This window comes from Bradyrhizobium sp. SHOUNA76 (genome assembly GCF_023006445.1).
GTDB lineage: Bacteria > Pseudomonadota > Alphaproteobacteria > Rhizobiales > Xanthobacteraceae > Bradyrhizobium.
Genome location: NZ_JALBHA010000117.1, coordinates 1 through 14,542 on the forward strand (window position 1 = coordinate 1; position 14,542 = coordinate 14,542).

A 14,542-nucleotide genomic window follows, 5' to 3' on the forward strand; every position below is an offset into this window, starting at 1 on the left:
GGCGCTGGCGCCGCCCGGCACGCCGCGGCCGCCGGCGATGATGATGGCGTTGCACATCTGGTCGATGGCGCACGGCGTGGCCTCGCTGTTTTCGCGTGGGGACGCCGCGCGACGAAAACTGCCGATGTCGCCGGATGAGCTGTTAGAGGCCGAGGTGCTGATCTATCTGCGGGGCCTCGGCTTCCCGACCGATCGCCGTCCGCCAGCCAAGAGCGCCGAGCCTCCGCCGGTGCCACCGGAGGCATCCTCCGGTTCAGGCGTGCCGCCCGGCGGCCCCTGGGGCAAGCCGAAATAAAGTTACGCGAATAATCACGCGGGCGTGTCAGGCGGCCTGCTTGACAAAATCGCGAGATGGTCTAGCTATGTAAATGTTATTTACATTCACAACGGCGCAGATGCCGTGATGGAGATGGGAAATGGCCTACACCGCTGATGTCAATCGATGGCGCGGCCCTTCGGATCAAAACTACGAGCGCCCCCGCATGCTCGATACGCCCTGGCATCCCGGCTGGATCGCCGTGACCATCCTCGGCTTCATCATCTGGTGGCCGATCGGACTTGCCCTTCTCTTTTTCACACTCGGGAGCAGAAGAATGTCGTGCTGGAGCCACCAGGATCGCTGGCAGAACAAGATGGAGCGGATGCAGTACAAGATGGATCGCATGCGTGGCCGCATGGAGCGCCGTGGCTTCGGCTTTGGCTTCGGCCCGCCGTCCTCCGGCAACCGTGCCTTCGACGAATACCGCTCTGAGACGCTGCAGCGCCTCGAGGAGGAGCAGGTCGAGTTCAGAAACTTCCTCGACCGTCTGCGTCACGCCAAGGACAAGGAAGAGTTCGACCAGTTCATGGCGCAGCACAAGACGCGTCCGACCCCGCCGCCGACCGATCAGCAGCAGGGCTGACCTTCAAGGCTGACACCTCTCAAAGCCTTCAGGCGCATGCCCCCAAAGTCCTGATGGCCCCGAACCGCCCGTCTGCACAACGCAGGCGGGCGGTTTGCTTTGGGACATCTGCTTCAATGTCCGCGCGCGGAAGAGAGATGGTCGGACTTCGGCCGCCATCCTCAGGCGAGATCAAGCTCCTGCACAACCGAAGGCCCGGCTGCCCGAAACTCAATCTCCTATTGCAACCAGAGGATGTTGTGCGTAATCTCGCGACGTTTCACTCGATGATATTTGGCTGAATATTCGGGAGTATTTTCGTGCGGATCGTAACGATCGTTCGGAAGGTAGCCCCTCGCTGCTATCCCAATTACCTCAAGGCCTTTGAAGACGGCGACGAAATCTTCGAGCGCTTCAAGATCAATACTCCGCTGCGCATCGCGCACTTCCTTGCTCAGGCCCTGTATGAGACGGGGCGCGGCACGGTTCTGTTCGAGAGCCTCAAATACAAAACCTCGGCGCGTCTTCTCGAGATTTTCGGCATCGGCCATCACAGCGCGGCGATCCGTCCCGACGAGGTCGATCAATATCTCAACAACGATCGCGCGTTGGCCGAGCGCGTCTACGGATTGGGGAATCCGAAGAAGGCGAAGGAGCTCGGCAATACCAAGCCCGGCGACGGATACAAATATCGCGGTGGTGGCCTGTTGCAGACGACGGGCGGAGCCAACTACTCGCGCATGGGCAAACTTGCAGGCGTGGACTTTTACGGCAATCCGGATCTGATTGTCGCACCCGAAGCGGCCCTCCTTCCTGCCCTTCACGAATGGAATGAGGGAGGCCTGAACGCTTATGCGGATCGAAACGATATCCGTACGATCACGCGGGTCATCAACGGTGGCTACAACGGCCTGAGCGGTCGCACCGAGCTCTTCGAGATCGTGTGGAGTGCAATAGGCAAGAGCGGCGCGAACCAGGTGGCCTGGAAAACCGCAACCTCGTCTGATGAAACGCGCGAGCTTCAGGAGGCCCTGAACGATCTCGGGGCTGAGCCGGCGCTTGTCGTGGATGGACGATATGGTCCCGCCACGGCGCAGGCGGTCGAGTGGTTTCAAGGCCACGCCAAGATACCGGTCGACGGAAATGCAGGCGTGGTCACGCAGGCGGCGTTGAATCTCCGCTTGAATGCCCGAACGGCTTCGGAGCGCCCCTAGAGCGCCTGTCGCCTTTTTGCGTGCGAGCTTCGCCGGGTTTCGAAGATGGATGTCTCGATATTGAGGGTCGAATTTTAGCGAGTCTGATTGCGCAAAAGGAAAATAGCATGACCGACGGCGAAAAGATGCTGAAGCTGGCCGAGTCCCGCATTGGCGAGAAATACGTCAACGTCTGCGTGCCAAAGAACAACAAGAACTGGCACGGTCCTTGGGACTGTGCGGAGTTCATGTCCTGGCTGGTGTATCAGGTCGGCGGAGTCCTATACGGGTGTGTCGACGACAACGGCAATCCTGCAACGGTCGAGGCCTACACGGGGGCCTGGAAGAGCGATTCACAGAAACTTGGAAAACGCGTTCCGTGGCGGCAGGCAGCGACAACGGTGGGAGGCATTCTCCTTCGCTATCCGCCCGGACCAGGCATGATGGGACACATCGTCGTGTGTGACGGCAAGGGCGGCACCGTGGAGGCGATGGGCACGGCCTATGGCGTTCGTCGCGGCAAGGTGTCGGGCCGAAATTGGGATACGGGCGTCTTTCTACCAAACTTTACGTATGGGGAGGCGGGTGAAGAACTCGACCTGGTTGGGCCGAGCCAGCTGTATGCGCTCGGGCAGCCGGACATGAAGGCGTCCGTCGTTCGAAATATTCAACGCGCCTTGAAAGAGCTGGGGTTCAATCCGGGGCCGATCAACGGTGAATACAACGACCTGACGGTGGCGGCGGTAGCGGCCTTTCAGGCGACCAAAGGACTCATTGTCGACGGACAGGTAGGGCCGCAGACGGCAAGACGGTTGAAGGTCGAACTCTAAGGCACGATCCGGAAAACTGCGCAGCAAATGCGGAACGCGTTTGTGCGGAGATCGTGCTTAGACAACAACCTGAAGCGCGATGACGATTCATCCTGATCGCATCGCGCTCCTGGACCGGCGCGGTTGTTTCACGCGCCGGCGCGGCTGTTCTTGGGGCCAGGCGGCCGCTTGAGCTGTGGTTCAGCGCGCCGTGGCGAGCTGCGCGCGAACCGAAGCCAGGAAGTGTTCGTAGGCGTGATCGACGATCTCGTTGAGCGATCGCGTTCGTGCGAACATCGCCTTGGCCTCGGCGAGAAACTCCTCGCGCGTCGGTATCTTTGGCAGATGCAGGTGTGTCAGCGCGTCGACGCCGTCATGTGCGCGATTGAGGATGTCGTGCAGCGTCGGCAGCTGCAGCTGGGCCGGGTCCGCCCGGTGCAGCGCCGATGAGATGGCGTGCGCCAGGGCCTGTGCATCGAACCGGCCGGCAAGCTGGTGGGCTGCCCGATTGATGACCCGGGCGCCGAGCGGCTGCTCGTTGCGCAGCACCTGTTCGGGCGGCGACTTCATGTTCCAGACGATTCCGAACCAGGACAGCATTTTCAGGACGTAATAGGTGACGTCGATCTCCCACCAGCGAAAGCCCTGTCGGACGCTGCTCTGGTAGGCGTGGTGATTGTTGTGCCAGCCCTCACCCAGGGTGAGCAGCGCCAGCAGCCAGTTGTTGCGGGAATCGTCGCCCGTCACGTAGCGCTTGCGTCCATGCACATGGGCGAGCGAGTTGATGCAGAAGGTCGCGTGATAGAGCAGCACCGTGCTCCACAGGAAGCCGACGACCAGACCCGACCATCCCGCAACCAGGAAGCAGAGCGCCGCGAGCACAACGGCCGGCAGCAGCTCGAGCCGATGCAGCCACATCAGCTCGGGATAGGCCGCGAGATCGCCGACTTTCACGAGATCGGTCCCGTCGTGCTGCCGATAGAAAATCCAGCCGAGATGGCTGTACAGGAAGCCGCGGTGACGCGGTGAATGCACGTCGTTCTCGGTGTCGGAATGCAGATGATGGTGCCGGTGCTTGGCCGCCCACCACAACACGCTCTTCTGCGAGGTGCTTTGCGCAAGGCACGCCAGGATGAACTGAAACACCCGGCTGGTTGCAAACGCCCGATGCGAGAAGTAGCGGTGGTAGCCCGCTCCGATTGCGAACATCCGCACGACATACAGCGAGACGCAGATCGCGACCGCTTGCCAGGTGACGCCTGACCAGATCGCCGCAAAGCATCCGAGATGGACCAACAGGAACGGCACCGCGGAGGGATACATGATGTCGTCGTGGTGGTCGTCGTCGGGCGCGTTAGGCGACATGTTTCAGCGTGACCTTTGGTAACGGGAATCCGGGATTGCAGCGGCAGCATCGAGGGCCGCCGGGTACGAAAAACCCGCGGATGGCGGACCACCGCGGGGGTTTGAACCAGCTGCTTTGCCTGGGATATCCCCGGCCAAAGCCGCATCGGCCGAAAGCTCAACTAACTATATGGTTGCGGATGCCCGGCACGCAAGCTCGTAGCCTCACGGGGAGCTGCGGCACGGTGCTCCGGTAGCGCCGTGCTGCTCGCGACGTGGTGTGCGGGGTGCCCGCCGGCTATATTTGAGACGTGAAGGAAGCCCCAAAACACGGGAGGCGGCGATGACAGCAGCGGTGACCGCGACGACCGATCGCCTCTGGCAGGAGATACGCGATGAGGCGCGGCGTGCGGTCGCATCCGATCACGTCTTCGGCAAGTCGCTTGCCGAAGCCGTTCTCGTCCATGACGGCTTTGCGGCGGCTCTGGCCGATCTCATCGGGCGCAGGCTTGGCGGCAGCGTCGCCGAGCAAACGCGTTTCACGGCCTTTTCGAGCGACGCCTTTCGCCACTCGCCGGAATTGGTCGAAGCGTCCGGGCGCGACTTGCTGGCCATCGTGCGCACCGATCCCGCCATCGCCAGCCTGTTGGCGCCGCTACTGCATTTCAAGGGCTATGTCGCGCTGCAAGCCTGGCGCGTCTCGAACTGGCTTTGGCATCATGATCATCGCGATGCAGCGCTGCTGTTTCAGAACGAGGCGTCGAACGTGTTGCAGGTCAGCATTCATCCGGCGGCCAGCATCGGCTCGTCCGTCTATCTCGACCACGCCACGGGCATCGTGATCGGCGCCAATGCCGTGATCGGCGACGAGGTCACCATCCTTCAGAATGTCAGCATCGGCCGCGGCAACGAGCTGCCGACGCGCTCGCCGCGCATCGGTCGCGGCGTCTTCATCGGCGCCGGGGCGACCATTTTGGGCGATATCCGGATCGGTGATTTCGCCAGGATCGGCGCCGACACGGTCGTGACCTCCGACGTTCCCGGTGGCTGTACCGCAGTCGGAAATCCCGCGCGGCTCACCAACTGTCCCGAACCGGCTTCGGCGGCCTGACACGCCTCGGAGGCGGCGTCGTGGTCCATGGCCCCTTCAGAAAACGTGGGCCCCTTAGAACCTGGTCGTAACGAGGTCCGACCAAGCCCCAACGGCGCCTTTTTCGCCTGCGCCGACGAGTACGAACATGACCATCGCCGAATACAAGGAGACCAGGCAGCGCGTCGCTCTGTTCGCGCGTGCCTCAGATCTGTTCGAACGGTTCGGATGCTGGCTGCCGCTCGCGGTTGCATTCCTCAATGGATGGCCGACGGAGGTCAAAACCTATCAGGAGTTCGTAGCCGGCGGTGCCTGGCACCTCTTTCTCAGCGGCGCCCTCTATCAACTCGCCGCCTTCGCGCTCAGGCGGGCGGTCTCATTTGCCGAAGCGGGTCTTGACCCGTGATCCTGCTGCGCGATTTCGCACTCTTCGGTCTGCCCGTGCTGATCGCCGCTGGCGGCTGGCTGTACGCGCTCAGCCTGCGCCGGCGGCGCCGCCCGTAAGGCGTGCGAGATCGCCAGTCTTCGGGAAATTGTCCGGGGAGCGTGGTTCCTCGGGCTGAACCCCGCACGCGGAACTCTCCTGCCCCGGACGCGGGCCGAGCCTTGTCCGTCACCTCCAACCGCCTGCGCCGCCTGCCTTTCCCGCAGCCAAATTCACCCCCGGTAACCTCGCATTAACCAACGGCGGGCTCTGGTAAGGGCGGACAGTCGCGCCCAAAGCGGAAAGCCGAGGCCCGTCAAGGCCCGGGGCCAAAGGCCCATAGTTTTGACATCTTGGCAGGGAATGCAGACGGCCGGCTTTGGACGAGCCCCTGCACCCCAGAAAGACAAGGCTTTGAGCGGGCTTGCCGGCCGCGCCGGTTCTAGCGCGGCTATTGGGGAACCGGCGGCCATTTGCTGGCCGGCACATCGGGTAACGATCGCCTTGAGAGGATACTGCTTATGAATCCGGCCGACGTGGCTCAGTCAGCCCTTCCGGTTGCCGCTTCCGCGGACGTGTCGCTGATCGCGCTGTTCTGGCAGGCTCACTGGATCGTGAAAGCGGTGATGCTGGGGCTCCTGGCTTGCTCCGTCTGGGTCTGGGCGATCGCCATCGACAAGATCTTCCTGTTCGCCCGTACCCGCCGCTCGATGGACCGTTTCGAGCAGGCATTCTGGTCCGGCGAATCGATCGAGGAACTCTATCGCACCCTCTCGGCCAAGCCGACGCACTCCATGGCCGCCTGTTTCGTCGCGGCGATGCGCGAATGGAAGCGCTCCTTCGAGAGCCACACCCGCTCGGTCGCAGGTCTTCAAATGCGCATCGACAAGGTGATGAACGTCTCGATCGCGCGTGAGGTCGAACGGCTGGAACGCCGGCTGCTGGTGCTCGCCACCGTCGGCTCCGCAGGCCCCTTCGTCGGGCTGTTCGGCACGGTCTGGGGCATCATGTCGAGCTTCCAGTCGATCGCGGCGTCGAAAAATACCTCTCTGGCGGTGGTGGCGCCGGGCATCGCGGAGGCGCTGTTTGCGACTGCCGTCGGCCTTATCGCCGCCATTCCTGCCACTATTTTCTACAATAAGTTCACCTCCGAGGTGAACCGGCAGGCCCAGCGGCTCGAAGGCTTCGCCGATGAATTTTCCGCCATCCTGTCGCGTCAGATCGACGAGCGGGGCTGACGGGCGGCATGTATAGTGTGAAGGGCAATTTGGGCACTCCATCATGGCGATGAACGTTGCGAGTTCGTCCGGAGGCGGCGGGCGCCGAGGCCGGCGCAAGCCCGTCGTGGCCGAGATCAACGTCACGCCGATGGTCGACGTGATGCTGGTGCTGCTCATCATCTTCATGGTGTCGGCGCCGATGCTGACCGTCGGCGTGCCGCTCGACCTGCCGCAGACCCAGGCCAAGAGCCTCGAAAATAACGACCAGAAGCCGATCCAGATGTCGGTCGACATCAAGGGCAAGGTCTTCATCAACGACGCCGAGATCGCGATCAACGAACTGGTGCCCAAGCTGAAGGCGATCACGGACGCCCGCGGCGGCCTCGAGGAGCGCATCTATTTGCGTGCCGACAAGAAGGCGGATTACGGCACGGTGGCCAAGGTGATGGGTCTGTTGTCCGGCGCCGGATTCAAGAAGCTTGCCCTCGTCACGGAAGCGGATCAGGGGTAAGCCGTGAAGGTGAACGTCGACAAGACACTCGTTGCGTCGATTGCCCTCCACGTCCTCGTGCTGGGATGGGGGCTCGTCACCTTCAGCAGCAAGGCCTATGTCGCGCCAGAAGAGTCGCTCCCGATCGACATCATCTCCAGTGATCAGCTCGCCAAGATGATGGCGGGGCAGAAGACCGGCAAGAAGGAAGAGCCGAAGCCGAAGGTCGAGAAGATCGCGGAAGCGAAGCCCGAGGAAGACGCCGTCGGCAAGGTCACCGAGAAGAAAGAGCTGATCAAGACCAACTCGCAGCCGGAGCCGCCGCCAAAGCCGGTCGAGAAGCCGGTCGAGAAGAAGCCCGAGCCGCCCAAGCCCGTGACTGAAGCGAAGCCGAAGGAAGAGCCGAAGCCGCAGGAAAAGAAGCCTGATCCGGCCAAGGAAGATCCGATCGCCGAGCTCCAGAAGAAGCTGGAGACGAAGAAGCCGCCGCCGAAGCCGGTGGAGCAGAAGGTTGCGGCCGTGCAGCCGCAGCAGCAGCCGAAGCCCAAGGAGCGCACCTTCGATCCCGCGCAGATCCAGCGCGACCTCGACAAGCGCACCGCGACCCGGCACGAACTTACTGGCTCCGCTCTGAATGCGTCGGCCGCGCTGGGATCGGCGACCGGCGCGGCGGCGAATAACGTCGCGACTTGGCGTGGTGCATTCCAGGGCGCGGTCAAGCGCTGCTTCACGCCCACCTATAATGGGCAGGATGCCGATCAGTACGAGGCCGACATCGACATTCCCATGAAGATCGATGGATCGCTGGCCTCCGAGCCGATTGTCGTCGCGGTGCGAGGACCGTCGCGGTCGATCGCGCAGGCGGTGGCGGAGAGCGCCAAGCGCGCCATCGTGCAGTGTCAGGTCTACTCGTTCATGCCGAAGCAGCAGTACGAGAGCTGGAAGCTCATTCCCATGACTTTCGGCCTGAAAGATATGTTGTGACATCCGAACAAAAGAATTTTGCAATGAATGACGTCCGATCGATGAACCGCCGCCGCTTCATGACCCTGACCGGATCGACGCTCGCGATGCTCGGGAGCGGACGCGCCCTCGCTCAAGGCCCTGAGGGCCGCCTCCGCATCGATCCGACGGCATTCCAGCCGATCCCGATCGCGATCACCAACTTCCTGCCGGGCTCACCGTCCGACGGCGACGTCGGCAACGGCGTCACGCAGGTCATCACCAACAATCTGAAGCGCTCGGGCCTGTTCGCGCCGATCGACCAGGCCGCCTTCATCGAGCGCATCAGCAACATGGACGTCGCGCCGCAATTCCAGAACTGGAAGACGCTCAACGCGCAGGCCCTCGTCACCGGCCGTATGACGCGGCAGCCGGACGGCAGGCTCAAGGCTGAATTCCGCCTGTGGGACGTGGTCTCCGGCCAACAGCTCGCCGGCCAGCAATATTTCACCTCGCCGGAATATTGGCGCCGCATCGCCCACATCATCTCCGACCAGATCTATGAGCGGATGACCGGCGAGAAGGGCTATTTCGACAGCCGCGTGGTGTTCGTGGACGAAAGCGGCCCGAAGGAGCGCCGCGTCAAGCGGCTCGCGATGATGGACCAGGACGGCGCCAATGTGCGCTACCTGACCCGCGGATCCGACCTCGTGCTGACGCCGCGCTTCTCGCCGAACTCGCAAGAGATCACCTATATGGAGTTCGGCCAGGGCGATCCGAAGGTCTATCTCTTCAACATCGAGACCGGCCAGCGCGAGATCGTCGGCAACTTCCCGGGCATGACCTTTGCGCCGCGCTTCTCGCCGGATGGCCAGCGTGTCATCATGAGCCTGCAGCAAGGCGGCAATTCCAACCTGTTCGTGATGGATTTGCGCTCGCGCTCGACCACGCGCCTCACCGACACGCCGGCGATCGACACGTCTCCGTCTTACTCGCCGGACGGCGCCCGCATCTGCTTCGAATCCGATCGCGGCGGCAGGTCGCAGATCTACGTGATGGCCGCAGGCGGCGGACAGGCGCAGCGGATCTCCTTCTCCAAGGACGACACCAACGCCAGCTACTCGACGCCGGTGTGGTCGCCGAAGGGTGATTACATCGCCTTCACCAGACAGGGGGGCGGACAATTCGCGATCGGCGTCATGAAGCCCGATGGCAGCGGCGAGCGGCTGCTCACCTCCGGCTTCCACAATGAAGGCCCGACCTTCTCGCCGAACGGCCGCGTCCTGATGTTCTTCCGCGATCCCGGCGGTAACGGCGGCCCCTCGCTGTACAGCGTCGACATTTCGGGACGCAACGAGCTGAAGGTGCCGACGCCGGGCTTCGCCTCCGACCCGGCATGGTCGCCGCTATTGTCCTCGACCGCGGGCCAATAAATCCCGCGCTCGCAACGTGCGATGTTGTCGAAAAAAATGCACAGATTTTTCGGGTTTGGGGAGGAAAGCAAGCTTTCCTTCACCTTGATCCCGGCAAGGCTTGCCTAGTTGATTGAAATATCAACAGAAACAGGTTCGTCATTGCCGAAAAACAACTCGACTTTAACGATGTTCCCTCAGAAAGACTTCACTAGGGCTGGGTAAAAGTACGCTCCAAACAGGACGCGTAACAAGCCAATGCAACTGGCCGACCAGAAGCAGAGTGATCGAGACGAGCTGGAGCCGATACTCTACGCCGCTCTCATCAACTCCATGGTGCAGAATTTCTGGGCGATCTTCCTCGGCTCGGCCTCCGCGGCCGTGGCCGCGGTGATGACTGCGTTGAAGACGGGCGACGTCTGGCTGTGGCCGCTCGCGTTCCTGCTGATCGCCATCGGCACCGCACGTGCATTCCAGATGCGCGGATACGAAAACCGCACCCAGCCGCTGTCGTTCGAAGAGGCCAAGCACCTGGAGCCGCGTTACTGGATCGGCGCGCTGAGCTATGCGGCGGTGCTCGGTGTGTGGGCTTTCGTCGTCATCTACAACAACAACGATCCGGTCGCCGATATGCTCTGTGTCGCCATCGGCATCGGCTACACCGCGGGCGGCGCCGCCCGCAATTACGGACAGCCCCGGGTGATCCAGTGGCACGTCGCGCTGGCCTGCGGTCCGATGTCGCTCGCCTTGCTGCTGCACGGCGGATTCTACCACATCGGACTTGCCATCCTGCTCGTGTTCTTCTTCATCGGGCTCAAGAACATCAACCTCAGCCTGCACGCGATCTTCGTCAAGGCGTTGACCTCGAGTTTCCGCGAATCCGCGCTGGCGAGCCAGTTCGACACCGCGCTCAACAACATGCCGCACGGCCTGTGCATGTTTCGCGCCGATGGCCGCCTTGCAGTGATGAACCACCGCTTCGGCGAGCTGATGAGCTTGCCCGAGGACCTCGTCAAGCGCGGCGCCACTGCCGCCGATATCGTGGCGGCCTGCGTTTCCGCCGGGTCGATCTCGGCGGAGAGCGGCGACCAGATCCTGGCCGAGATCGAGCATGCGCGGGTCTGCGAGATCGTCACCGCCGATCCGGATTCCTCGCGCGGCCGCACGCTGGCCTGGACGTTCCAGCCGATGACCGGCGGTGGCATGGTGCTGCTGCTGGAAGACATCACCGAACGCACCAATGCGGAAGCCCGCATCAGCCATCTGGCCCGTTACGACGAGCTCACGGCGCTGCCCAACCGGGTCAGCTTCCACGACGAGATCGAGCGGCTGCTGAAGAATTCGCATCATGCCGAGCGCCTCTCCGCGCTGCTCTTCGTCGACCTCGATCAGTTCAAGCAGGTCAACGACACGCTCGGTCATCCCTGCGGCGACCAGCTGTTGTGTGCCGTCGCCAACCGTCTGCGCGAGATGCTGCGCCCCGAAGATTTCGTCGCCCGCTTCGGCGGCGACGAGTTCGTCGTGTTCCAGCAGAACATCTCTTCGCCCGAGGACGCCGCCGCGCTTGCCCGCCGTATCGTCGAACGGCTCAGCGAGCGCTACCGCATCGACAATCACCTGGTCGAGATCGGCGCCAGCGTGGGCATCGCGCTGACCTCGCCGGAGGGCGCCAGTGCCGACACCCTGCTCAAGAACGCCGACATGGCGCTGTATCGCGCCAAGGCGGACGGCCGCGGCACCTTCTGCTTCTTCCGCGACGAGATGGCGGCGACCGTCGAGGCGCGCCGCATCCTCGAGCTCGATCTGCGCAAGGCGCTCGCCAACGAGGAGTTCGAGCTGTTCTATCAGCCGCTGGTCAATCTGAAGTCCGGCAAGATCACCACCTGCGAGGCGCTGCTGCGCTGGAATCATCCCGTGCGCGGCACGGTCTCGCCGGTGGACATCATTCCGGTCGCCGAGGACATGGGCCTGATCGTCGATCTCGGCCGCTGGATCCTGCGCCGCGCCTGCATGGAATGCATGAAGTGGCCTGATGGCGTCAGCGTCGCCGTCAACTTCTCGCCGCAGCAATTCCACCAGCGCGACGTGCTGAGTGAAATCCGCTACGCGCTCGAAGTGTCGGGCCTACCGGCGCATCGGCTGGAGATCGAGATCACCGAGTCCTCGCTGCTGCGCAACACCCAGCTCACCCACGACATCCTGTCGCAATTGCACGCGCTGGGCGTGCGCATCTCGCTCGACGATTTCGGCACCGGCTATTCCAGCCTCAGCTATCTGCACAATTTCCCGATGCAGAAGGTGAAGATCGACCGCTCGTTCCTCGAGGGGATCGACACCGACCGCCCGCTGACGCTGCTGCGCGGCGTGGCGCGGCTATCCGCCGATCTCGGCATGGCCGTCGTGGTCGAGGGCATCGAGACCAACGAGCAGCTCGATCTGATCAGCGCCGACGGCACCGTCTCCGAGGCGCAAGGCTATCTGTTCAGCCGCCCGGTGCCTGCCGTGCGGATGCGCCAGCTGCTCAACGCCTCGCATGGACGGCGCGGCGAAGGCCAGCTTCAGGTGGTCGGCTTCGCGTAAGTCCATTTCCCGAAACGTCCCATCATTTCAGAATGTTGCAGGGGCACCGTAGTGCTACGGTGATTAACCCTAACCGTTCGATTGCTTTGCATACTTGTTAAGGAGGTGTTAATAAATCAACTCGCCCGCGCAAGTTGTCTTGCAGGAAGTTGGCTTTGGATGCCGCAGGCGTGAGTGTGGGTAAGGAGTTGGAATGCAGTCCTCAGCCAGATCTGTCATTTCGGCTGTTGGACGGGGAGCGGAGCTTCTGACCGACGTCGATTATCATCTTGCGGAAACCGTCGCGGAGAAGGAGGAGATCTACAATCTCCGCTACCGCGCCTATCTGCGGGAAGGCGCCGTCAAGCCCTCGGCGGAGGCGCGGGTCACCGACCGCTACGACGAGCTGCCGAACGCGTGGACCTTCGGCGTCTATCTCCATGGCGAGCTCTGCAGCTCGGTGCGCATCAGCGTGCTGACGTCGGAATGGCGTGAATCCACCTCGGCCGACGTCTTCCCGGACGTCCTGTTGCCGCGGCTCGATCGCGGCGAGGTCATGATCGACCCGACCCGCTTCGTCGCCGATCCCGACCAGGTCAAGCGCGTTCCGGAATTGCCCTATCTGACGACCCGTCTCGCCTACATGGCCTGCGAGCATTTCAGTGCTGATCTCGGCCTTGCCATCGTGCGTCCCGAGCATCAGGCCTTCTACCGGCGCGTGTTCCTGCACGAGACCATCGCCGAGCCGCGGCTGGTTCCGGGCCTCACCAAGCCGTTCGGATTGATGGCGGCGGACTTCCCGACCTTCCGCAAGAAGGTGTTCGAGCGCTATCCGATCATGCGGTCGACCGCCTTCGAACGGCGGATGCTGTTCGGGCGCGGTGGCCAGCGCCAGGTGCCGCAGCGGCCGGTGCTGGTGGCGGACGCCGTGCACGCCTGAGTCCGCGCCGGCCCGCCTTGGATCCTGACCTGCTTCGGGCTTGGACCTGGAGTGTTGAGCCGGACTTGGCCCTTTCGCCCGCCGCACATCAAGGACCTGGGCCCGGAATTCCGGCGAAAGGCGGCGTTTTTGCCGGCTGGCGCGGCTTGCCTTCACCCTCGCGCCACATTTACAACCCATTAACCATGACGGGTGCTTTTCGCTGGTTGGGGGCATTTGATCGGCTGAGGCAAGGTTCCGTCAAGGTTGACGGAACGTTCGCTTAACCAACCCCCTGTAGACCGGACAGCAGTGGACTAACGTGAGCGTGGAGGCTCCGGAATGAAACATCCTATGCGTATCCTCCAGGGATTGAAGCTGGTCGCGGTGCTCGCCGTCGCGCTGTCGATGGGTGCCTGCGCCAACAAGAATGCTGCGACGGATGCGATGGCCAATGCGGCAACGCCTGGCAGTCAGCAGGATTTCGTGGTGAACGTGGGTGACCGCGTGTTCTTCGAAAGCGACCAGACCGATCTGACCCCGCAGGCGATCGTGACCCTGGAGAAGCAGGCGCAGTGGCTGCAGACCTATCCGCGCTACAGCTTCACCGTCGAAGGTCATGCCGACGAGCGCGGCACCCGCGAATACAACATCGCGCTCGGCGCGCGGAGAGCCCAGTCGGTGCGTTCGTTCCTCGCCTCGCGCGGCATCGATCCGAACCGCATGCGCACGATCTCCTACGGCAAGGAGCGGCCGGTCGCAGTCTGTAACGACATCTCCTGCTGGTCGCAGAACCGTCGCGCCGTCACCGTGCTGAACGCGAGTTCCTGACGCCGAGATACTGACACTCAGTCAGGCGCCGTTCATCTTCAGAAACCGATTATGCCGGCGCCCTCTCGGGCGCCGGTTTCGTTTCAGCAATCCGTGACGGAAACCCCGTGGTGCCAGTCACAGTTTTGGCGTACTCCCCTTCAATGTGTGGCGCGTCGACTGTTCCGTCGCAGGCCATTTCGCTTTCGTCGTCAGGACAAGATGTCATCCAGATTTAAGGTCTTTACCGGCACCGTGGCGATGGCCACGCTGCTCTCCTTCGGCTCGCCCGCACTCGCGCAGTCGGACGATGATCCCGAGATGCGGATCGAGCGGCTGGAGAACCAGCTGCGCCAGCTCACCGGCCGGAACGAGGAGCTGCAATACCGCAACCGCCAGCTCGAAGAGCGGCTGCGGGCGCTCGAAGGCGGCGCGCAAGCTGCGCCGGG

The 14,542-nt window shown here is 62.9% G+C and carries 13 protein-coding genes and 2 pseudogenes; 14 read left to right on the plus strand and 1 reads right to left on the minus strand.

What is annotated here, in order from left to right; genetic code table 11:
* From MOV74_RS15460 to MOV74_RS15475, 4 genes and pseudogenes are all read left to right on the plus strand, one after another.
* Positions 1-295, plus strand: a pseudogene (locus tag MOV74_RS15460) (TetR/AcrR family transcriptional regulator); the annotation flags it as partial.
* A gap of 121 nt (positions 296-416) precedes the next feature.
* Positions 417-902, plus strand: a complete 486-nt coding sequence (locus MOV74_RS15465; RefSeq protein WP_246923664.1) for a DUF2852 domain-containing protein — start codon at positions 417-419, stop codon at positions 900-902.
* Between the two features lie 299 nt (positions 903-1,201).
* Positions 1,202-2,095: a peptidoglycan-binding protein gene (locus tag MOV74_RS41015; protein WP_246923668.1), complete on the plus strand. Its 894-nt coding sequence runs from the start codon at positions 1,202-1,204 to the stop codon at positions 2,093-2,095.
* Positions 2,096-2,202: 107 nt separating this feature from the next.
* Complete coding sequence (locus MOV74_RS15475) at positions 2,203-2,904, plus strand: peptidoglycan-binding protein (protein ID WP_246923672.1); 702 nt, start codon at positions 2,203-2,205, stop codon at positions 2,902-2,904.
* Positions 2,905-3,084: 180 nt separating this feature from the next.
* Here the strand turns inward: MOV74_RS15475 and MOV74_RS15480 are convergent, their stop codons facing one another.
* Complete coding sequence (locus tag MOV74_RS15480) at positions 3,085-4,248, minus strand: acyl-CoA desaturase (protein WP_246923677.1); 1,164 nt, start codon at positions 4,246-4,248, stop codon at positions 3,085-3,087.
* A gap of 322 nt (positions 4,249-4,570) precedes the next feature.
* On the opposite strand from MOV74_RS15480, the gene MOV74_RS15485 reads away from it, so the two are divergent.
* The 10 genes and pseudogenes from MOV74_RS15485 to MOV74_RS15530 all read left to right on the plus strand — a co-directional run.
* Positions 4,571-5,338: a serine acetyltransferase gene (locus tag MOV74_RS15485; RefSeq protein WP_246923680.1), complete on the plus strand. Its 768-nt coding sequence runs from the start codon at positions 4,571-4,573 to the stop codon at positions 5,336-5,338.
* 127 nt (positions 5,339-5,465) lie between these two features.
* Positions 5,466-5,723: a hypothetical protein gene (locus tag MOV74_RS15490; RefSeq protein ID WP_246923683.1), complete on the plus strand. Its 258-nt coding sequence runs from the start codon at positions 5,466-5,468 to the stop codon at positions 5,721-5,723.
* A 539-nt stretch (positions 5,724-6,262) separates the two neighbouring features.
* Positions 6,263-6,979, plus strand: a complete 717-nt coding sequence (tolQ, locus tag MOV74_RS15495) for a protein TolQ (RefSeq protein WP_246923686.1) — start codon at positions 6,263-6,265, stop codon at positions 6,977-6,979.
* A 43-nt stretch (positions 6,980-7,022) separates the two neighbouring features.
* Complete coding sequence (gene tolR, locus MOV74_RS15500; RefSeq protein ID WP_246923690.1) at positions 7,023-7,472, plus strand: protein TolR; 450 nt, start codon at positions 7,023-7,025, stop codon at positions 7,470-7,472.
* Between the two features lie 3 nt (positions 7,473-7,475).
* Entirely contained in the window at positions 7,476-8,435 is a 960-nt protein-coding gene (locus MOV74_RS15505; protein ID WP_246923693.1) for a protein TolA, read from the plus strand.
* 41 nt (positions 8,436-8,476) lie between these two features.
* On the plus strand, positions 8,477-9,826 hold the full coding sequence (gene tolB, locus MOV74_RS15510) for a Tol-Pal system beta propeller repeat protein TolB (protein WP_404979146.1): 1,350 nt from the start codon (positions 8,477-8,479) through the stop codon (positions 9,824-9,826).
* 237 nt (positions 9,827-10,063) lie between these two features.
* Complete coding sequence (locus MOV74_RS15515) at positions 10,064-12,385, plus strand: bifunctional diguanylate cyclase/phosphodiesterase (protein WP_246923701.1); 2,322 nt, start codon at positions 10,064-10,066, stop codon at positions 12,383-12,385.
* Between the two features lie 193 nt (positions 12,386-12,578).
* Positions 12,579-13,304, plus strand: a complete 726-nt coding sequence (locus MOV74_RS15520) for an N-acyl amino acid synthase FeeM domain-containing protein (protein ID WP_246923705.1) — start codon at positions 12,579-12,581, stop codon at positions 13,302-13,304.
* Between the two features lie 321 nt (positions 13,305-13,625).
* On the plus strand, positions 13,626-14,114 hold the full coding sequence (pal, locus tag MOV74_RS15525) for a peptidoglycan-associated lipoprotein Pal (RefSeq protein ID WP_018317777.1): 489 nt from the start codon (positions 13,626-13,628) through the stop codon (positions 14,112-14,114).
* Positions 14,115-14,165: 51 nt separating this feature from the next.
* A pseudogene (locus MOV74_RS15530) lies at positions 14,166-14,542 on the plus strand (V-type ATPase subunit a family protein); the annotation flags it as partial.